Here is a 19,726-nt window from a genome sequence, read left to right as displayed (position 1 = left end):
TTGTTTATTTTCATTGTTAATTTCCGTGTATCTTTATACGGAGCTATTAAATTAATGGTGAGGATTCGTGACATCTAAAGAAAATAGATTTCGACCTGATCGGAATGTATAGAAAGGTACTATTATGGAAAACTTCAAACATCTACCAGAACCGTTTCGTATTCGTGTTGTAGAACCAGTAAAAAGAACAACCTCTGCATATCGTGAGCAAGCCATTGTCGAAGCGGGTATGAACCCATTCTTACTTGATAGTGATGATGTGTTTATCGACTTACTGACAGACAGTGGTACAGGTTCTATCACCCAACGTATGCAAGCCGCGATGTTAATGGGGGATGAAGCTTACAGTGGTAGCCGCAGTTACTATGCATTGTCGAATGCGGTGAAAGATATCTTCGGTTACGAGTTGACGATTCCAACACACCAAGGACGCGGCGCAGAGCAGATCTACATACCTGTTCTTATCAAGAAGCGTGAAATGGAAAAGGGACTCGATCGCAGCAAAATGGTCGCCTTGTCGAACTACTTCTTCGATACCACGCAAGGCCACACACAAGTGAATTGCTGTGTGGCGAAGAACGTTTATACCAAAGAAGCGTTCGATACCTCAGTGAATGCGGACTTCAAAGGCAACTTCGATGTGGTGAAGCTGGAAGAAGCGATATTAGAAGCGGGCGCAGCCAATGTTCCTTATATTGTGAGCACCATTACTTGTAACTCTGCTGGTGGACAGCCAGTGTCTATCGCCAACCTAAAAGCCGTGTATCAAGTGGCTCAGAAGTACGATATTCCTGTGATCATGGACTCGGCACGTTACGCTGAAAATGCCTACTTCATTCAACAACGAGAAGCGGGTTATCAAGATTGGACAATCGAACAGATCACGCGTGAGTCTTACAAATACGCGGATGGCTTAGCCATGTCTGCCAAGAAAGATGCCATGGTGCAAATGGGCGGCTTGTTGTGCTTTAAAGACGACTCTTTCATGGATGTGTACACAGAGTGTCGAACTTTGTGTGTGGTACAAGAAGGCTTCCCAACCTATGGTGGCTTAGAAGGTGGCGCGATGGAGCGTCTTGCGGTTGGCCTTTATGACGGCATGCGCCAAGATTGGTTAGAGTACCGCATTGGCCAGGTGCAATACCTTGTTGACGGCTTAGAAGCGATGGGCATCGTGTGCCAGCAAGCAGGTGGTCACGCTGCGTTTGTCGATGCGGGTAAACTGCTTCCTCATATTCCAGCAGGTCAGTTCCCAGCACATGCTTTGGCGTGTGAACTCTATAAAGTCGCGGGTATCAGAGCGGTTGAGATTGGCTCATTGCTGCAAGGTCGCGACCCAGCAACAGGTGAACAACACCCATGTCCTGCTGAGTTGTTGCGCCTTACCATTCCTCGCGCGACCTACACACAAACACACATGGACTTCATTATCGAAGCATTCGAAAAAGTGAAAGAGAATGCAGGACAAGTGAAAGGGCTCGATTTTACCTACGAGCCGCCGGTGTTAAGACACTTCACTGCGCGCTTGAAAGAGGTAGAGACCAGCGAGAAACAAACAGAAAAAAAGAACGAACAAACGCTCGAAGAAGCATTTTAAAATAAAAACATCAGCGAATAGTCACTAGAACCCTAATCAAAGGCTCCCTCGGGAGCCTTTTCTTTTTTTGGATGGTAGGGGAGTTAGGCAGTTAAGCCTTTAAGTAGTTAACCCGTTAAAAGCTGAACTACGCTTGTTTGTTTTTCAGGGTAGACTTCAACATTTGGAATAACCACTGATTCAAAGGTGCGTCTTTTTGCGAGCGGCGGCAGCTCATCACATAGCTCACATCTATGGTTCATGTTCGATTGTTAAAGTTACTCCAACAAAAACACAGATACCAAACGAACAAAGAATTAGAAATACAACGAGGTGATGTATGAACAAGTTAATCGCACTTGGATTGATGGCTTTGTCTATGAACACGGCTTTCGCGACTGACGGTACTTATGCGAGTACTCTCGATATGATGAGAAGCGAAGGTAATCAAGTAAAGGCTGAGCGTGTTGAATCTGACTTAACACTGGAAGGAAGAAATGAAGCGTCTAACGGCGGAATCCAATTCCAAAAGAACGTAGATCAAGACCAAACGATCCAGCTTACAGGTCGTCGTGATTAACGTTAAAGATGTGCTTACCATTGTCATGAAAAATGCTGCGCCCTCGGGTGCAGCATTTTTCGTTATTGGGTTGTGGAGTATTTTATAAACTCTAGCGATCTAGCCTTGGCATGTTGTGTAACGTGTGGCATTTTGTTGTTCTCTAATTTAGATCGCTATTGGGTGTTGGTTAAGCATTACAAACCAGTAAGCGAACGACTCGAAAGGACAAGGAATGACTCAAAAAGAAACGGGAATGATTCGTCATATTCTACTGATTAAGTTTAAAGAAAACGCTGAGGCTTCAGAGGTTCAAAAACTAAAGATGCTGTTTGAAGCGATGCCAAACAAGGTTGAAGGGGTCACTTCAGTAGAATGGGGATTAAATGACAGCCCTGAAAACAAGAATCAAGGTTATACCCACTCGGTGTTAATGACTTTCGCCGATGAAGAAGGTCGCCAGAATTACCTTCCGCACCCTGAGCATGATGCGCTGAAAGATGTGTTTCGTCCGCTTTTAGAAGACATCATTGTGTTTGATTACTCCCTGTAATTAGGTTCTGAGTAGGTCTCTTGTGTTTGACTTACCTTCGATAATGAAGAGTTAGGGCCTAGCGATTAAGCCCTAACTAAATAAGAAACGACTTACTCTGTTGGCGAAATCGTGACTGGTGCAAACGATGCGACAGCATTTCCGCCTGCGCCCGGACGATCTACATAAGGCGTGTTCTGCATTAAGGTGTAGTACACATCCACGAAGTCATCGTCATTCACTAATACGCCATCAGGAATTACATCGATAATCTTGCCTGTGATCTGAGGGATGATCGCATAACCTTGAACTTCTGGATCAGGAATCATCTTCAGTATCTCTTCTGCGGCTTGAACCAAGAGTTTTGCTAGCGCTTTGTAGTCTGTGCCATCATCGTGTTCCATTAAGATCATGTCTGCAGCGCCCCAACGGTAGCGAGGCCAGAAGATGACGGTCTGGTTCGGGTAGTACGTCTGTTTGTCGTAGTCCAGATAAGGCATCTCAACGAGGTCGATTTGGGGCTCTAAACGACTTGAATCGACACCCGTCACGATAGCGTAGATTTCCGCTTTACCAGAGATCCAAGGTTCTTGGTCGACGGCTAAACGGATTTTGGTTAATTGTGTGGTATTCAACGGCTCAGGTTCCGACAAGGCCATCGAGCGACGTGCCCTGTTCATCAAAGACGATTTTTGAGGTTTACTCTCGACGGCATTGGTATCGCTAACGGCATTGATTTGCGTTGTAGTACCCAGCTTTTGCATCTCTGCCTGCATTGCCATTAAGCCTGCTTTGAGCTCTTCAGCACCGTTACTATCAACCACAAACACTGGGACGTCTGGCATTTGGTACACATCTAGTTCATGAACCTGTCCGTACACGTCATACGCTTCAATATATTGCCAATTCGAATCATCGCCTGATGGTTCAAATGCAAACAGCGGGTTTTCACCATTCTTCCAAGCTTCGATCATCGCTTCATCAGCCATGCGAACCTCTAACACAGAGTCGCTGAAGTCGTTGATCCCTTTCATCTTGCGATAACCAAGATCCGCTTTCTGCATCCGGTTTGAAAATGCAGAGTAGGGCTGAGTAGAGCTCAATTTATCTACAGACGCGGATAAGTTCTTTTCTGAGATCTGAGCCTTCAATGAAAGCTCAAGATCGGAATAACGCTCGCTGATTTGTAACGCCAGAGATTGCTTTTGCGCTGCGCTACTTTCTGCAATACCTAATGAATCCGTTGTCTCAATATTTTGCGCATAAGACTGGAAGCCAACCACTGTCGTTGCAAGCACCATACTGATAGGAAAAGATGGTCTCATAAATAATCCTTATTTTAGTTTTTATCATTAATAGAGCATTTGCCCTATAAGGATTAACCTATCAGTAACGTGAATGTGTTCAAAAGTTAGTCAGTTATTTTTGTTTCGTTGTGCAGCACAGGATCTCAATTTAAACTGTTTTTATAAAATAATACCTAAGCAACCTTGATATTTATAAATTAATAAACGTATCAGTAAATAACTTACAATATTATTAGCTACTACGGTGTGTCATAAAAAAACCTACTCAAAGTGAGTAGGTTTTTATTTCGCGGTTAACCGCTAGTTCTCGATTTACAACTTGTTTGAGAGGCTCGCTCTAACTCAATCTAAACGCAACGTTAGGCCAGAGTAGTTCGAGTATCCGCGCAGTAACACATGATAGGTCACGCCCGGTTGCGCGCTCACACTGCACTGCTCATTGTTTCCAGCGCGATAAGGGCGACAATCGTAACTCGATGTCGTTGGCTTGCTGCCTGATTTCACGTAAAGGTCGGCATCACCTGAACCACCAGACATTGAAACCGTCACGCTTGATGCAGAATCCACAGTGAACGTGTAGAAGCTCTCTGAAGATTGATTCCCGCTTAGGTTCGCAATCGGTGTGCCTTTCGTCAGCACATTGCCAGTTGGTGGCGTTGAACCACAACTCGCATTCACGCCTACGGTATTAAAAGCATCTTCAACATCGGCAACCACATAGCCCATGTCTGCTGCGGCTTTCGCTACGCCACAAGCACCGGCGTCAAAGGTACTGTTTGCCGTCCAATACAACTGGTTGGCAACCGTGAATATTTCAAAGCCCTTACGTACATTCCAACCCGATTTGTTCGCTAAAAGGTAAAAGGCGCGGTTATAAACACCGCTAGATAAGTGAACGTTCAAACCATCGTAGTATTGAGAGGCGTGATCAATCGAGCGGCCATCTTTTGAAGGTTGATCAAAGTAACGCAAGCCGCCTTCTGATTTGAATATATCGCTTCCGACCACCCAATCGACATTACCACGCAGGTAGTATTCAGCCGCTTCGCCTGCAATATCGGAGAAGGCTTCATTGATACCGCCCGACATGTTTTGGTACACAAGGCCGGAGTTTTGCTCAGTGAAGCCGTGGCTGACTTCGTGAGCACTCACGTTGATATCGACCAATGGGTAAAAGGTGTTTTTGCCATCTCCAAATGTCATGGATGAGCCATTCCAAAAGGCGTTTTCATAATCGGAACCGTAATGAACGCGCATTGTCAGTTGGAAAGTTAAAGGCGACGTATTCATCCAATCTTTGTACATATCGAACACGACATTACCAAAGTAGTGCGCATCGTTGAGAGGCGAGTAAGCCCCGTTGATGTATTTATGATCGGTGTAGTTGGTTCCGTCGGCACAGTTGTAGCTGTAGGCTGCGCTGCCAGACGTTCCGTTCCTCAAATCGACTGTCTTAACTGAATCATTTTCTAACGTACAAGTCGTGCCTGTTTTGTCGATGGGAAAGCTAGGGAAGTCACTACCATATTCATATCGAGTGGTTTTGAGGTTGCCACCTGGGCCAGTACCTAATGCTTTAGCGTGGTTTAGTCCATTCCATTTTTGGAGCACATCGCCAGTCGTAGCATCAATAAAGTAGAAAGGGCGCTCCGGCATTGAGGACGCGATAAAGAAATCGACCAGATACACCACTTGGGCGACTTGATTCTCATCCAATCTCACCATGAGTTTTGCATTTTTGTTTTCAATCGACTTTTTGCCGACGGTAAAGGTGCGGTGAGCAGACAATGCAGCTTCAATCGCTTGTTCTCGATTCAGTTTTGGCGCGATGCTGGATAAGTCTCCACTGATCCCCTGTGCCATGGAGCCGAACACCTGAGTGGGTTGGTTCTTGGAAAGGGTGGCCACGACCGAAGTATCAAAGACGGGTAAACCTAAGTGAGTTTGTTGATAGCGGACTTTGGTTTTTCCATTGGGCAGTACCACCCGTTTAACTTCAGAAAAACCTAATTCAAGTGGAGCAACACTCTTCGACTGCGCGACGAGGCTTTGTTGTAGTAATGCATCATCATCGACCCTGACCATTTCTGCAGCGTGTGCATTAAAGCCAAAAGATGTACCTAGAATAGCTGCTATTTTCCAGCTTAGTTGACGTTGTTGGTTCATTTTTCGTTCCTGATTTTAATATAAACTCCTTCTTCCCAACGGCTTTATAGGAAGTCTATATGCAATACATCTGTGCCATGTGTTGCGAATCAAGATTGGAAGAGCATTTGGAATTATGACAAGTTTATCAGGTAGATTTATTTTTAGAGTATGTAATTCAAAGTTTACAAAAAACCTTATTGATCAAATTGTTTTTATAAAATCTAATTTTATTATTTATCGTAAACATATGAAGGGTAGGGGGTTATTAAAATCTACTTTGTTTGAATCTATAGAATAACTTTAGCTAAGTTAATTTCGATATTTCTCTGTTTTTACCTTAACTACAAATGAGTAAATAATCCGGTTTTTGGAAGTGATGATATTGTCTTTATTGTCAATAGCAATCTTGTTTTAACATTACTACTAAGCACAGTTCTCAACTTTTCTACATTTAGTTCTGTTAGACAGATAAATTCCTACATTTTCTTGTTCAATCACAAATCAAGAACGATAAGTCATTGTTATGAATTATGTTTTGAGAGTAAGATTGGTAGGGTAAGAGGTGATATTGAGCTTTCTTTATTTAAATTTCAATGTGCTGATTGTGATTTTCAATCAGGAATGAGGTGAAGTGTGAGCAGTAAATTAGATAAAATGACAATTTTTAGAGCCAAGGACTCAGTCAATAGTTTTTCAGCTATATTCGATATATCAACAGAGCCTTTACCTAGGTTTTCGTATCAAAGTAATGGCTATGAAATTGAGGGGCTTATAAAATATGCAGATGTTGGTGGTACTTCTAAAACCGAAGCTGATTACCCTTGGATGGTTATGCTCAATAACCTTAGTGAGGACATAAATCTAGAATTTTCTAATACTAACAAATCTCCTTCAGCTGTCTTGTGTTTGAAAATTACACGCGATGTACAAGACATATTATTCTATGTTTTGACGTTTGGCATGCATACTTCTAGGTTCATAAATTCAGACAAGTTAGTTAATGACTTTGGCATAAAGGTTGCGATGAATATATGTGACCATAATAACCTAAGAAAAGTTAATACAACCACACACTCATCCATATCAACGTTAACTGATAGACAAGCTAGCAAAGGCTCAAGTTTGGATATATTTGATATCAATGATGAAAAGGAATTCTTTAGAGCTATTTCTGGTTCTACGTATGAGCATTATCCGTATATCAAATCGTTTTCTGGAAAAAGTTCAATTACTGTAAACCTTAAAAAAGGAACAAGCGTAACTGATGAGGGTGTAATTGATATACTTTTAAGTTTGGAGGAGGCTTATGAACTCGAAGAGTACAAAGAAAAGTTTCCTTCTTACGGGAAGCTTGACTATGTAAGTGATGATGACGAGATCGATAGGTTAAACACTATTCTATTTGAACAATTGAAAAATAATGATTTTAGTAATATTCACTTGTCGCCGAGCATTATACTCGATGATGATATTTCTTATTTTTCTTATAAAGATCCAGATATATATAATTCTGTTATAGAGTTCGATGACATAGCTATATCTGATCTTGTGAATCAAAATCATAGTTTTAGTAAAAAATCTTCAATACAAACTGTTATAAAATGGAGGATTTTCTATGTAAATACTTCGGGTGATGTTCGTTCCATGAAAGCTTATGATTGTTTAAATTGTGAGTTGGAAGAGAATGGAATAACCTATATTTTGAGCTCTGGAACTTGGAGGTGTGTTAGTTCTGACTTTAAGTCTGAGGTCGAAACGTATTTAAGTAAAATTGAAGATAAATCAGATCTTTACCTTCCTGATGACGTTTCGATTCGTTGTGTTGTTAAGGAAAATGGGAAAGATAAAATCAAGTTTAAAGAAGATGTTTACAATTCATACGTCGCTAAATCTAATGATGATATATACCTATTTGATAAAGCAAAGATAAATATTGCTGGTCAGAGAAGATATGAAATATGTGATTTGCTTCATAAGGATAAGCAGTTGATACATGTTAAGGTACTAAAAGATGGTACAAGTTCTTTAAGTCATTTATTTGTTCAAGCTAGATTTTATACGGATGCATTCGTAAAAGACATCGAAACTAGGAAGTCGATGATAGATTTTATCAATGATAATGACAATGAAGAAAATAAAAGTAAAGACAAAACTCCATTCCTTTCTATTATTACTGAAAGCCGTTCAAAGTTGCAAGAAACAACCTTTAGCGTGTTACTTTGTATCTTGACGTATAACGCAAATAAGAAAATAGATGACTTGCCATTTATGGCTAAGTATGAATTGGCAAATACGCATAAATACCTAGCGAATGAACGCGGGATTGAGTTGTCATATGCGATAAGACTTGTAAAAAAGACAAATTAGAAATTATAATCTAGTTTTTATTTAATTTTCTATATAAAAGCTTAGATTTTAACATTGATTGATTGATTGATTGATTGATTGATTGATTGAAGAAATATAATTGAAATTAAAGTGTGTTGTTACTTTACTTGGTTTATAAGATGCTATTTCAAAAGGTTTTAAGGTAGAGGCTTATAACTTAATATTTCTTCTCTTCAGTATGTCTCGCACGGAGGCTTAGGTCAGGTGCTAGTGCTGCTCATGACTTAATAATAGTGCTTGTTTTCTCGATGTTTATTATTGTTTTGGATTGTATATATGCCTTATGAGTTGAGTAAAAGGTTAGTCATTGGTGTTGCTTCAAGTGCGATGTTTGATTTAACAGAGTCTGATACAGTTTTTCGTACCAAAGGCGAAGAGGAGTATCGTAGGTATCAATCGGTGAACATAGATAATCCATTAGATAAAGGTGTCTCATTTTCATTTGTGAAGCGTTTACTTTCTCTCAATGATTTGAGCACTAGCCCTGAATCTGACCCGCTAGTAGAAGTTGTGTTGTTATCACGAAATGACCCAGATACAGGGCTTCGTGTTATGAAGTCAATCGAACACCATAATTTACCTATTTCACGCGCGATTTTCATGCAAGGTAGGTCTCCATATGATTATATTCCCGCCTTGAGTATTTCTTTATTTTTGTCAGGAAATTCGTCTGATGTAAAAGAGGCAATCAGGTTAGGTTATCCCGCTGGCCATGTTATGAAATCGACTATTATCGATGAAGATGATGATGATTTAAGAATAGCATTCGACTTTGATGGAGTTCTTGCTGATGATGAATCAGAATCTGTTATGCACAATACCAACGACCTTAGTCAGTTTCACGAACATGAAACAAAGAATGTGTTGCAACCTCATAATCCTGGTCCGTTGAAAGAGTTTTTGGTCAAAGTATCAGTTATTCAGAAAATTGAAGAGAGGAAGAAGCAATCTGAGCCTGATTATCGAAACCGTTTGAGAGTTTCAATTGTTACTGCAAGGAATGCTCCTTCACATGAAAGAGCTTTAAATACATTAAAAAACTGGGGCGTAATGACGAATGACGCATTCTTTTTAGGAGGCGTTGATAAAGGTCTAATTTTGGGGGTGCTCAAGCCTCATATATTCTTTGATGACCAGTCTGGACATTTAAGCTCGACTAGTACAGTTGCTCCGTCGGTTCACATACCTTTTGGTGTAAAAAATACAGAAGATATTATTGAGAAAAAGGATAGCAAGATATTTTAGATTAGCTTTAACACTTGGACTCTATTGTCCGAAGTTGGGTATGAAGACTACGGTATTATGACGTAACAATATTCTCAGTTGTACGAATTTATAGCTACAAGGAAGCTCACATGAAAAACATAGCTATGGCCGTGGTTGTAAAAGATGGGAAAGTCCTCGTCCAAAAGCGCTTTAGACATGGTCAAGGTATGGTCTTTGAGTTCCCTGGAGGTTCAGTTGATCCCGGTGAGTCGGGTGGCCAAGCCGCAATTAGAGAGTTGTGGGAAGAAACGGGTCTTAAAGATTTACAACTGCTCGGAATTCATCAAAGTAAGAATGACTTCGGTGGTGAAATTCACTATGTAGTTTTGCGTGCGGATCAGAATGATGAACCTAAAATGGTCGACGCAGAAAGACAGCAAACTTTCTATTGGCTAGGATCCTCTGCGATACCTCTTGGTGATTTTTATCGTGCAGATATCGAGTTTATGGGGAAGCATTTGAGCCGATATGCCTCTCAAAACCACCACCTTATCCAGCATTAGTTTAACGGAGGAAATATGACAAGCGACCAATTACTGGAAAAGGCACTTTATAGCAGTGCCAGCATCCATTACTTCATCCTTTAAAAGCTTGTTCAGCGCTTTTATTAGAAGTGGTCCTCAATTTATGGGCATGGCTTTAATTTATGGATGTGACTTTAAGCGACTGTTCTGTTCTGACGGTACCTAGAATAACTGGAATGGCTTATGACTAGGAACGTAGAAACCACGCTCCTGAATTTAATTGCAACAATAAATGACATACAAACGTAGAGGTAGCGCACAGAATCGAAAAAGGGGATATCGCGATTACGTAATCATTGATCTAGCCGATAGTGAGATAGTGATAAGAGGTCGATAATTCGTTGTCGGATCTAAATTAGAACTGTAAATCTAATTTCTAAGTAGTTGTTATCTCAGGAAGAGTTTTTGTGCTATGCGCCCCTATATTAAATACATTATCCCTATTTTAATTCCTTTCATTATCCTCGTAATGCCGCTATCAGCGTTTCCATTTGAAGGCCTCACGATTATTCAACAACGCGTTATTGCGATCTTTCTATTAGCGGCATTGTGCTGGGTGTTCGAGCCTATCCCGATTTACGCGACGTCTGTTGTTATTATCGTTCTGCAATTATTGATGTTGTCGGATAAAGGGCTGATCTTTTTAAGGTTTGATCATGGGGAAGAACATTTTGGTGAGCTGTTAAAATACAGCGATATCATGGCGACATTCGCTAGCCCAATCATAATGCTGTTTTTAGGTGGTTTCTTCTTAGCGATGGCGGCCACTAAATATCGATTAGACGTAAACTTAGCTCGTGTGTTGTTGAAGCCATTTGGACAAGATCCAAAGTTCGTGATGCTCGGCTTAATGTTGATCACTGGTATCTTTTCGATGTTTATGTCTAACACGGCAACAACGGCAATGATGCTATCTATTTTAACGCCGGTACTGGCTGTGTTTGGTCCGAAAGACCCCGGTCGTGTCGCGTTTGCGCTTTGTATCCCTGTTGCCGCTAACATCGGTGGCATTGGTACCCCTATCGGTACCCCTCCGAACGCTATCGCACTTAAATATTTAGTTGGCGATAACCTCATTACGTTCGGTGAATGGATGGCATTTGGTGTGCCGTTTGTCGTTATTATGATGGCGTTAGCGTGGTTTTTAATAGGCTTTATGTACAAAGCTGACCAAAAGAAAATCGAACTAAGCATCAAAGGTAAATTCCTTAAAACGCCCAAAGCCATTGCGGTATACGTCACTTTTGCGCTCACCATCATTCTTTGGTTAATGGGTTCAAGCCATGGCATGAACTCTTATACCGTCGCTCTGATTCCTGTTGCTGTGTTCTCTCTTACTGGGATCATCAATAAAGAAGACCTGAAGAAAATCTCTTGGGATGTATTGTGGCTTGTATCAGGTGGTATTGCGCTTGGTTTAGCGCTCGATAAAACTGGCTTAGCAAAGCTGGTGGTACACAGTATTCCGTTTGATAGCTACTCACCCTATGTGGTGTTGTTCGGAGCGGCGTTCTTGTGTTTGGTAATGGCAAACTTTATGTCTCATACCGCAACGGCTAACTTGTTAATGCCAATTATGGCGGCATTAGGTTCGTCTATGGCTTCACTCACGCCACTAGGCGGTGAGTTAACGTTAATTCTGGTTGTGACTTTTGCCGCTTCATTAGGTATGTCGCTACCAATCAGTACGCCACCGAATGCGCTGGCTCATGCAACGGGTCATGTGCAAAGTAATCAAATGGCCAGAATCGGTATTATTTTGGGTGTGGTTGGTGTGCTATTGAGCTTTGTTATGGTGTGGCTGCTACATTCAATTGGTCACATAGGGTAACGATACGTGTATCAACAAAAGTTAGAAGCACTTATCGATCGCTATTTTAACCACACAGAACGTCGGGTGACGTGCTGTGCCGGTAACACCATTATTGAACAATCAGCGTTAAACACTCGTTTATATTATGTGTTTAGTGGAGAACTGGAAGGGTTTTATACCGATGCTAATACACCGCAAGTGCGAGTATTTAGCGCGGGTAGCGGGGCTTTTATAGGCGTTCATAGCTTCTTTTCAGGTAATTGGACTGCATCTTCAACGGTTGTTGCTAAAACCGATGTAGAGTTAGCGTGGATCGATAAAGACACGCCAGCAGAAGATGAACGTAAATTTGGTCCTCTTACCGCACAGTTCACACCTGTGATTGTCAATGAGTTGTCGCGTCGTCAACGCCGCGCAACACAGGAAGCGATCGCGAAACAAAAAGCGCTAGAGAAGTTACATACTGCTGAGCAAATGACGACCTTGGGTCAATTGGCTGCCGGGATTGCCCATGAGCTTAACAACGCTATTGGTGTCGTAAATAGTAAATCTGGTCGACTTGAAACGGTCATCATGGATCTGCTTGAAGAAGTGCATCCAGAAGCCAGTCAATTTTTCGATTTTGGGTTAATGCATGGTCAGAAAACGTCGTCGTTAGAAGCACGAACACGTGGGCGACAATTTGAAAGAAAATATGGTTTAGACAAAAACATTGCTCGCTCTCTTGCAAAGGCGATTCCTATTGACGCTTTATCTGCAACAGACGTTATTTCAAAGCATTGGCTGAAAAAGCCAGAAGAAGCGATTCGTTTTTGGCAGATGGGTTGTGATTTACATGATTTACGTTTGGCATCTAGACACACTGTCGGCATCGTAAAATCGGTTAAACAACTTGGCAGAGTTGATATTGACACCGAAGAAGCGGTTGATATTAACGACTCCATTAACCATGCCTTATCGTTGTTACAAAGTGAGTTACGTAGAGTGTCTGTGCGATTGAGCCCTGCGGATTTACCGCCTTTTAAAGGCTCGAAAACAGAGCTCGTTCAGATTTGGGTCAACATTGTAAAGAATGCTTGTGATGCAATGTCGAATTCAGACGATGCCGCAATAGAGATTCAAACCAGATTAAGTAAGAAAAGAATATTAGTTACGATCGCGAATAACGGCCCTGAGATAGACGAGGCGACTCGTAGAAAGGTATTTCAGCCTAACTTCACCACTAAAAAAGGTGGTTTATCGTTTGGATTGGGCTTGGGTTTATCAGTAGTTAAGCGGATTGTGGCAGGTTATGGCGGAAGTATTATTGTGAAAAGTGATGCTTCTAAAACTGTATTTAGAATCAAGTTACCAATAGAGGGTGAACATGGAGAAGCTTAATTTAATCTGTGTCGATGACCAGAGAGAAGTACTGAGCGCAGTGATACAAGATTTAGAGCCGCTGGCGAGTTGGCTGAATATTGAAGATTGTGAATCAGCGCAAGAAGTGCTTGATCTCATTGATGAACTTGACGCAGAAGGCGAACACATTACCGTCATCGTGTCTGATCATGTGATGCCAGGGAAAACGGGTGTGGAGTTACTCACGGAAGTGTTCCATGACAGCCGCTTTCCGAATACAAAGAAAATTCTTCTTACGGGGCAGGCCACTCATACTGATACCATCAATGCGATTAATGCAGCAGGCATCGACCGTTACTTTGAAAAGCCTTGGCAAGCAAGCACATTAGTTGAGTGCATCCGTACTCTTGTCACTGAGTACATATTTGATCAAGGGCTTGATTACACGGACTATCAGAATGAGCTTGACCAGCAGGTTGTGTTGAGACGCTTACGCTAGTCTCTTATGTCAGTCGCTTGAAATTGTATGCACCGAAGGACGCTTTCTGAAGGATTTTGTCTTTGAAAGATGTAATCTTTCGGTGCATATATTACCTATCTCTTTTAGTCGTTCAGGTTTAGTACTCAGTATTAACACATTGGTTGCTGGCTTAAGTCTAAAACTCATACGCATCGCCAACAGATGCATTGTATTTTCTTCACGAACTATTCCCTGAACATGCAGCAGAACTAAAATGGGTCGCAGAGTACTAGTGTCGTATGTTAGAACTGTGAATTTAATTAGGACGTTGCAGCTAACTTATGCGTCGTTATCAGTCTAGGAAGTAAAATGAAAAAATTGGTTTTGGCTTTGTTGTTATTGGTTTCGACCAGTGCAATGGCATCTAAAGACGTACCGGAAATGTCGATTAAAAACGGCTATGTTGAACCGTTCCAAATGTTCGATAACGTTTATTACGTTGGTGATAGATGGGTGTCGTCTTATGCGGTAGAGACTGCAAAGGGATTAGTTCTGATTGATACACTCGATTTCCCTTATTCGATGTGGATACCCATCAATCTAAAAAAGCTTGGGTTACAAGATAAGGCTATCACTCATATTTTGGTGACTCACGGCCATTCTGATCATGTTGGTGGAGCACAATTTCTACAGTCTGAATATGATGCAAAGGTCGTGATGACACAAAAGGGTTATGAGTCAGCCGTAGCTCAAGCTAACAAAAGCAGTGGTAAGAATACCTTTTTGCCGCCCAAGGTAGACTTCTTTGTGCAAGATAGCAGTAGTCTTATTGTCGGTGAGGACGAGTTTAAGTTCTACCTTACGCCCGGCCACACAGAAGGGGATTATTCAATAGATCTTATGGTGAAAGACAATGGCACATCACATCGCGCATTTGTAGTTGGCGGTCACAGTATTAACGCACGAGATCCAAAGCTAGCGAAGCAGTTCTTCGAAAGTATGGACAGAGTGAGAGAGATCGCTTTGCAGCCGCCTGTGGTGAGCGTGAATTTGTCTAACCATCCCCATAAGAATAATCTATTCGCTAATCGCGAGAAACGAAATGCCGATGGTTCGAACAATCCGTTCATTAGCGAAAGTAATTTCTTTAGCTTTTTAGACCAGCAAGAAGCCTTAGCGAAAGAAAAACTCAGTGAAGCACAACAGCGGAATAAATCGGAAAGTTCACAGTAGACGCTCGCTTAACTATAGATACGGCTAACGCGAGCCATTCGCAGTTTATACTTGTTAGGTAATGAAGAAGTCGCAACTCGCTTATGTGAGTTTCTAGTATCAGCGGCGAGCGAGACAGGCTCGGTGTCGGAGAAAACCGTTCAGTATTGGCGCAATGCCTTGGAAAGTTAGGGCTTTCCTGTGCAGATCTTTCGCCACTGCACATAGTTGATTCTCAATGCGCGGCATTTTTGTACGATGCCGCTTTCTCTATATTCAACATTTGAATGCAATTTGTGGAATATATCAAAATTAATTAAACTGATAGTAAGTTATTACTTTTCATTATGTTAGGGTTCTTTTCTTAAGGTCAGCGGATTAGGAAGAGGCTAGTGAAAAAGGGATTTGTGATAGCGATATCAATCGGCTTTGTTGTCTTATTCCTTGTTGGTCGTGCTCTTCAGTGGTTCGGGTCTAGTAATTCCGAGTCGTTTCCTAAACTTCCTGATAGTCCCCAATTTGTTCCTTCTACCGATTTCGACGGTGAGTGGCTAGGCCGTCGCATTAACACCACTGGCAATAATATGTGTGAACGCACAACTATTACCGGAACTATTCGTGAGGGCAAGGGAACCCTAAGGCTTACCTACAACGGAACACCGTTAGAGGGCTGGATTACTGAAAGCGGCGACTTACGTTTATATGCTAAACATCGCCAATGGGATTATCGTTTTTCCGCAAATGGCAGTAGCAGTAGATTTCACGGCCGATGGCACTTAATCAATGGCCCGTGCCAAGGGAGTTGGTTTATAGAAAAGGTCGATGGCAAGTAGGGTTGTTACTACAAGACGCCGTTTAAAATTAACCAGCACAAGGTTCTTTTAGGAGAGATAAGTGATCAGATTAATCGCCGTGTTCATTGTGGCTTTCGGGCTAGGCGCATATGCGAGCTTACATGTTTTGACCGACTATGTTGTGAGCATTAAAGACAGTCATAAAGCTGCGGTGCGGCAAGGTTTTGAAACCTATAAACATGCCAATACAAAAGACCTTGCCCCATTAATTAAAACATCGAACTTGTTAGCTCGTTATAGTGCTTGTGAATTAGAGGGAGATGAAGGCGATGCGATTGCATTAACCCTGTCTATTAACGCTATTTCCTTTGGGATGTTATCGAAGCAAGCGTCTGACCTCGATCAAGACACCTTTAGGACTGGTTTGATGATGTACGGAAAACTCAAAGACAACGAGAAAGCGTCTGCTCAGCTAACTGAAATACTTACTTCGTACTGTAAAGATAGTCTTCGCTATCTATACGACTGTGAAAAACTTTCTAATTTGTTAGGCGAAGAATGGGATACACAATGGAAGGAAGTGAAACCAGTATGTACCTAAAAATGATTCAACATATACGGCATTTTGCTATGCCGTATTCAGATGTGATTTGAAAACAAAGGACACAATATGGAAGTAAGGTTGGTCAAAGGTTCCGATCCTAAGTTCGCTGAATCGATCACTAAAACGAATATGGCGAGTTACTACCAAGCTCGTGGCATCGCTTGGGGTCATAGTCAGTTTTTACGTAGCTGGGATGAACTGGATAACTATGAAATTTATGGAGGGGATAGCCGTATTGGTGTTATCCGCTTCAGTTACACCAGTGATACAACGTTTCTTCGGGACTTGCAGATATTAGCTGAATATCAAGGTAGAGGCTTTGGCTCGAAGTGTCTGGATCTAGTTATTGAACATGCGAACAATCAATCATCAGCTCAGTTAGTGTTGCGCGTGTTCAGTGAGAATCCCGCGATTAAGCTTTATCAAGCAAAAGGTTTTACTAAGTTGTCTGAAGTGAAGGGGCTTGTTGAAATGGAGCTGCTTTTAGGCTCATCATTGAGAGGGTGTCATGGATAACCGTATCCAATTAAATTTTGTTAAATATACACTGCTTGAGTTCGTACTTGCTGCGTTCTTATTAGTGTCTATTTATTGGCTATTTGGTGATAACCCTCAATCACTACCTACTATTGGGTTGATGTTCAGTGCTGTTGCGGTATTAAAAGTCGTCACGTTATGGTGGCAGTTTCGCAATCGCTCTTTTGAAATATCGAACAACCATGTTTGTTTCGATGGTCACGCTTGCGATATCAAGTTACAGGGAAATATTCTTCCTTTTGGGATCGGGTCAGTTATCAAGCTTTCCTACACAAAAGGTGCGATGCAAAAACGCAATATTTACCTTCCGAAAGGAGCCATGAGCCAAGAAGAATGGCAGCGTGTGTTAGCGTGTCGAACATAGTTCCACGGCTTTAGTTTGTGTTGTGCGTCAGTTTGTATTTCGGATTTGGTTGGTGTGCTAGTATCGCCTTTTTTGCGTTGAGCTAACCTATGACTAACGATCATTTCAAAGGAAAATATGAGGTTGAGCTGAAGTATCGACTTAGCTCTAAGTCTGAGTTCTTGAAAACGTTGAACCTAATTGCTCATGAAGTAATGCTGCAAGACAATCAAGAATGTGATTGGTATTTCGATAGCCCTGATAGAAGCTTACAGGCTCAGAACAAAAGCTTGTGTATTCGCACTATGGAGCCGTCGGGCATCAAACTATGGATCGTAAAAGGCCCAGAGTCTGATCGATGTGAAGCGACAAACATCACTGATGCGTCGAATGCGAAGAGTATGCTAGAGAACCTGGGTTACGAAGTGATTCTTAAAGCGCAGAAAACTCGCAGTATTTATTTTGTTGGAGAGTTCCATATCACGGTCGATTCTCTTGCGGGTATTGGTGATTTTGCTGAGTTTGCTATCATGACGGACGATGAGTCTAAGTTGTCTGTGTATAAAAGTGAGCTTGAGTTGTTAGCCAGTAAGTTCGGGTTGACTCAATCGGCACTACAAACTCAGTCTTATAAACAGATGTTCGAGGAAATGAACGCATAGTACAGCGCTTAAGCGTAAGGGAGAGTTATGGACACCATTATCAAACAAGCAATCGAATTGCGAAAGGAAGAGAAGTACCAAGCGTCGCGTGACTTACTGGCAACGCTACTCACGGATGAAAACTATGCGGCGAAAGCTCATTTACAGATTGCGTGGTCTTACGACAACCAAGGCAAAGAGCAACAGGCGATTGATCACTATGTGCTGTCTCTGTCTGGCGTGCTTTCTTCAGTAGAGCGTTTTGATGCATTGTTCGGCTTGGCGAGTACTTATCGAAGCCTTGGCCTTTATGCAGAGGCTTTAAGCTATTTCGAACAGACTATGGCTGAGTATCCTGACTCGATAGAAGTGAAACCTTTCTACGCAATGTGCTTGTACAATTTAGGTCGCCATAAAGAGGCGACATCGCTGTTACTTGAGCTTTTAGTTTCCACGACGAATAGCGAAGCGATCAAAGAGTACCAACGAGCGATCTCTTTATATGCTCAAGACCTAGATAAAACCTGGTAAGCAGCGCGTAAAGCTCCTTAACTCACATAACAAAAAGCCTAAGCATCGATGTGATACTTAGGCTTCAGGGTATAGCTTTTGTTCTTTAGGAAAGCGTTACGCTGAAAGCTCTTTACGAACGATCTCTGCTCCTGCACTTAGCGCATTAAGCTTCGCTGAGGCAATTTCGCGAGGCAGGGGAGCCATGCCACAGTTGGTGCAAGGGTAGAGCTTATCGGCATCAACGTACTTAAGTGTTTCTCGTAGAGTGTTTGCCACTTCTTCTGGTGTTTCAATCGAATCGGTAGCCACATCGATTGCACCGACCATCACTTTCTTACCTCGTACCAGTTCAAGTAGCTCAAGAGGTACATGAGAGTTGTGACACTCTAAAGAGATGATATCGATATTCGATTGCTGCAGCTTAGGAAACACTTCTTCGTATTGGCGCCACTCGGTGCCTAACGTTTTTTTCCAATCCGTATTCGCTTTGATGCCGTAGCCATAACAAATATGCACTGCTGTTTCGCACTTAAGCCCTTCAATGGCTCTTTCTAAGCACGCGATGCCCCAATCATTCACTTCATCAAAAAACACGTTAAACGCAGGTTCATCGAACTGAATAATATCAACGCCTGCAGCTTCTAACTCTTTCGCTTCTTCGTTGAGGATCTTCGCAAATTCCCACGCGAGCTTTTCACGGCTTTGGTAATGCGCATCGTAAAGTGTATCTATCATGGTCATAGGCCCCGGCAGAGCCCATTTGATCGGTTGGTCGGTTTGCTGACGTAAGAACTTCGCATCTTCAACAAACACAGATTTCTGACGAGAAACTGGGCCTACAACCGTCGGTACACTCGCATCGTAACGGTCGCGGATTTTAACGGTTTCACGCTTTTCAAAATCAACGCCATTCAGGTGTTCAATGAAGGTCGTTACAAAGTGTTGACGTGTTTGTTCGCCGTCACTCACAATATCAATGCCTGCTTGCTGTTGCTCGTGCAGAGAGACACGCAGCGCATCTTGTTTGCCGTCTGTGAGTTCATCGCCTTGAAGTTTCCATGGCGACCAAAGCGTCTCTGGTTGTGCAAGCCAAGACGGTTTCGGCAAGCTGCCCGCTGTTGAAGTCGGTAATAGTGTTTTCATAATAATATTGCCTATCCTTGGGTGG

At 42.1% G+C, this 19,726-nt stretch carries 19 protein-coding genes and 1 pseudogene; 16 read left to right on the top strand and 4 right to left on the bottom strand.

Going from position 1 to position 19,726, the window contains the following annotated elements; translation table 11 throughout:
• Positions 1 to 124: 124 nt before the first annotated feature.
• Positions 125 to 1,597, top strand: a complete 1,473-nt coding sequence (tnaA, locus tag AB4503_RS08645; RefSeq protein ID WP_102575851.1) for a tryptophanase — start codon at positions 125 to 127, stop codon at positions 1,595 to 1,597.
• A gap of 127 nt (positions 1,598 to 1,724) precedes the next feature.
• On the opposite strand, the pseudogene AB4503_RS08640 reads toward tnaA, so the two are convergent.
• Positions 1,725 to 1,835: pseudogene (locus AB4503_RS08640) on the bottom strand (LysR family transcriptional regulator); the annotation flags it as partial.
• A gap of 81 nt (positions 1,836 to 1,916) precedes the next feature.
• On the opposite strand from AB4503_RS08640, the gene AB4503_RS08635 reads away from it, so the two are divergent.
• Complete coding sequence (locus AB4503_RS08635; protein ID WP_372114310.1) at positions 1,917 to 2,156, top strand: hypothetical protein; 240 nt, start codon at positions 1,917 to 1,919, stop codon at positions 2,154 to 2,156.
• Between the two features lie 214 nt (positions 2,157 to 2,370).
• Complete coding sequence (locus tag AB4503_RS08630; protein ID WP_009846539.1) at positions 2,371 to 2,688, top strand: Dabb family protein; 318 nt, start codon at positions 2,371 to 2,373, stop codon at positions 2,686 to 2,688.
• 92 nt (positions 2,689 to 2,780) lie between these two features.
• On the opposite strand, the gene AB4503_RS08625 is transcribed toward AB4503_RS08630, so the two are convergent.
• Together AB4503_RS08625 and AB4503_RS08620 are read right to left on the bottom strand one after the other, a co-directional pair.
• Positions 2,781 to 3,992 carry a DUF3103 domain-containing protein gene (locus AB4503_RS08625; protein ID WP_372114308.1) on the bottom strand — a complete coding sequence of 404 codons (1,212 nt, stop codon included), beginning with the start codon at positions 3,990 to 3,992 and terminating at the stop codon, positions 2,781 to 2,783.
• Positions 3,993 to 4,316: 324 nt separating this feature from the next.
• A complete protein-coding gene (locus AB4503_RS08620) occupies positions 4,317 to 6,140 on the bottom strand; it encodes a M4 family metallopeptidase (RefSeq protein ID WP_372114306.1) in 1,824 nt (607 codons plus the stop codon).
• A 615-nt stretch (positions 6,141 to 6,755) separates the two neighbouring features.
• On the opposite strand from AB4503_RS08620, the gene AB4503_RS08615 reads away from it, so the two are divergent.
• The 13 genes from AB4503_RS08615 (at position 6,756) to AB4503_RS08555 (ending at position 18,576) form a co-directional block, all read left to right on the top strand.
• A complete protein-coding gene (locus AB4503_RS08615; protein WP_372114305.1) occupies positions 6,756 to 8,489 on the top strand; it encodes a DUF6119 family protein in 1,734 nt (577 codons plus the stop codon).
• Positions 8,490 to 8,786: 297 nt separating this feature from the next.
• Positions 8,787 to 9,755 (top strand): 5'-nucleotidase, encoded by a 969-nt coding sequence (locus AB4503_RS08610; RefSeq protein WP_372114303.1) that lies wholly within the window; start codon positions 8,787 to 8,789, stop codon positions 9,753 to 9,755.
• A 110-nt stretch (positions 9,756 to 9,865) separates the two neighbouring features.
• On the top strand, positions 9,866 to 10,279 hold the full coding sequence (locus AB4503_RS08605; RefSeq protein ID WP_372114301.1) for an NUDIX hydrolase: 414 nt from the start codon (positions 9,866 to 9,868) through the stop codon (positions 10,277 to 10,279).
• Between the two features lie 433 nt (positions 10,280 to 10,712).
• On the top strand, positions 10,713 to 12,131 hold the full coding sequence (locus tag AB4503_RS08600; protein WP_136985916.1) for a DASS family sodium-coupled anion symporter: 1,419 nt from the start codon (positions 10,713 to 10,715) through the stop codon (positions 12,129 to 12,131).
• A gap of 6 nt (positions 12,132 to 12,137) precedes the next feature.
• Complete coding sequence (locus AB4503_RS08595; RefSeq protein ID WP_102480847.1) at positions 12,138 to 13,493, top strand: ATP-binding protein; 1,356 nt, start codon at positions 12,138 to 12,140, stop codon at positions 13,491 to 13,493.
• Positions 13,480 to 13,953 carry a response regulator gene (locus AB4503_RS08590; protein ID WP_017070648.1) on the top strand — a complete coding sequence of 158 codons (474 nt, stop codon included), beginning with the start codon at positions 13,480 to 13,482 and terminating at the stop codon, positions 13,951 to 13,953. Before AB4503_RS08595 ends, AB4503_RS08590 begins: the two co-directional genes overlap by 14 nt.
• 330 nt (positions 13,954 to 14,283) lie before the next feature.
• The gene (locus tag AB4503_RS08585) at positions 14,284 to 15,147 is read left to right on the top strand and encodes an MBL fold metallo-hydrolase (RefSeq protein WP_372114298.1); all 864 of its coding nucleotides are present in this window, start codon (positions 14,284 to 14,286) and stop codon (positions 15,145 to 15,147) included.
• Positions 15,148 to 15,518: 371 nt separating this feature from the next.
• On the top strand, positions 15,519 to 15,959 hold the full coding sequence (locus AB4503_RS08580; RefSeq protein ID WP_372114296.1) for a hypothetical protein: 441 nt from the start codon (positions 15,519 to 15,521) through the stop codon (positions 15,957 to 15,959).
• Positions 15,960 to 16,020: 61 nt separating this feature from the next.
• On the top strand, positions 16,021 to 16,521 hold the full coding sequence (locus tag AB4503_RS08575) for a hypothetical protein (protein WP_372114295.1): 501 nt from the start codon (positions 16,021 to 16,023) through the stop codon (positions 16,519 to 16,521).
• 69 nt (positions 16,522 to 16,590) lie between these two features.
• The gene (locus tag AB4503_RS08570) at positions 16,591 to 17,040 is read left to right on the top strand and encodes a GNAT family N-acetyltransferase (protein WP_372104051.1); all 450 of its coding nucleotides are present in this window, start codon (positions 16,591 to 16,593) and stop codon (positions 17,038 to 17,040) included.
• A complete protein-coding gene (locus AB4503_RS08565) occupies positions 17,033 to 17,425 on the top strand; it encodes a hypothetical protein (RefSeq protein WP_372104054.1) in 393 nt (130 codons plus the stop codon). Before AB4503_RS08570 ends, AB4503_RS08565 begins: the two co-directional genes overlap by 8 nt.
• Positions 17,426 to 17,514: 89 nt before the next feature.
• The gene (cyaB, locus tag AB4503_RS08560; RefSeq protein ID WP_208775613.1) at positions 17,515 to 18,066 is read left to right on the top strand and encodes a class IV adenylate cyclase; all 552 of its coding nucleotides are present in this window, start codon (positions 17,515 to 17,517) and stop codon (positions 18,064 to 18,066) included.
• 27 nt (positions 18,067 to 18,093) lie between these two features.
• The gene (locus AB4503_RS08555) at positions 18,094 to 18,576 is read left to right on the top strand and encodes a tetratricopeptide repeat protein (protein ID WP_054542164.1); all 483 of its coding nucleotides are present in this window, start codon (positions 18,094 to 18,096) and stop codon (positions 18,574 to 18,576) included.
• A 96-nt stretch (positions 18,577 to 18,672) separates the two neighbouring features.
• Here the strand turns inward: AB4503_RS08555 and AB4503_RS08550 are convergent, their stop codons facing one another.
• On the bottom strand, positions 18,673 to 19,701 hold the full coding sequence (locus tag AB4503_RS08550) for a methionine synthase (protein WP_017082702.1): 1,029 nt from the start codon (positions 19,699 to 19,701) through the stop codon (positions 18,673 to 18,675).
• Positions 19,702 to 19,726 lie beyond the last annotated feature (25 nt).

Source organism: Vibrio sp. 10N.222.55.B11 (assembly GCF_041473705.1).
GTDB lineage: Bacteria > Pseudomonadota > Gammaproteobacteria > Enterobacterales > Vibrionaceae > Vibrio > Vibrio crassostreae_C.
The sequence above is the reverse complement of the archived record's forward strand: the minus strand, read 5'-3'. Positions and strand labels throughout refer to the sequence as shown.

Excerpts from the sequence above, each read along its gene's own strand:
- tnaA (WP_102575851.1), top strand. The coding sequence starts at position 125 with ATGGAAAACTTCAAACATCTACCAGAACCGTTTCGTATTCGTGTTGTA.
- AB4503_RS08635 (WP_372114310.1), top strand. The coding sequence starts at position 1,917 with ATGAACAAGTTAATCGCACTTGGATTGATGGCTTTGTCTATGAACACG.
- AB4503_RS08630 (WP_009846539.1), top strand. The coding sequence starts at position 2,371 with ATGACTCAAAAAGAAACGGGAATGATTCGTCATATTCTACTGATTAAG.
- AB4503_RS08625 (WP_372114308.1), bottom strand. The coding sequence starts at position 3,992 with ATGAGACCATCTTTTCCTATCAGTATGGTGCTTGCAACGACAGTGGTT.
- AB4503_RS08620 (WP_372114306.1), bottom strand. The coding sequence starts at position 6,140 with ATGAACCAACAACGTCAACTAAGCTGGAAAATAGCAGCTATTCTAGGT.
- AB4503_RS08610 (WP_372114303.1), top strand. The coding sequence starts at position 8,787 with ATGCCTTATGAGTTGAGTAAAAGGTTAGTCATTGGTGTTGCTTCAAGT.
- AB4503_RS08605 (WP_372114301.1), top strand. The coding sequence starts at position 9,866 with ATGAAAAACATAGCTATGGCCGTGGTTGTAAAAGATGGGAAAGTCCTC.
- AB4503_RS08600 (WP_136985916.1), top strand. The coding sequence starts at position 10,713 with ATGCGCCCCTATATTAAATACATTATCCCTATTTTAATTCCTTTCATT.
- AB4503_RS08590 (WP_017070648.1), top strand. The coding sequence starts at position 13,480 with ATGGAGAAGCTTAATTTAATCTGTGTCGATGACCAGAGAGAAGTACTG.
- AB4503_RS08585 (WP_372114298.1), top strand. The coding sequence starts at position 14,284 with ATGAAAAAATTGGTTTTGGCTTTGTTGTTATTGGTTTCGACCAGTGCA.
- AB4503_RS08570 (WP_372104051.1), top strand. The coding sequence starts at position 16,591 with ATGGAAGTAAGGTTGGTCAAAGGTTCCGATCCTAAGTTCGCTGAATCG.
- AB4503_RS08565 (WP_372104054.1), top strand. The coding sequence starts at position 17,033 with ATGGATAACCGTATCCAATTAAATTTTGTTAAATATACACTGCTTGAG.
- cyaB (WP_208775613.1), top strand. The coding sequence starts at position 17,515 with ATGACTAACGATCATTTCAAAGGAAAATATGAGGTTGAGCTGAAGTAT.
- AB4503_RS08555 (WP_054542164.1), top strand. The coding sequence starts at position 18,094 with ATGGACACCATTATCAAACAAGCAATCGAATTGCGAAAGGAAGAGAAG.
- AB4503_RS08550 (WP_017082702.1), bottom strand. The coding sequence starts at position 19,701 with ATGAAAACACTATTACCGACTTCAACAGCGGGCAGCTTGCCGAAACCG.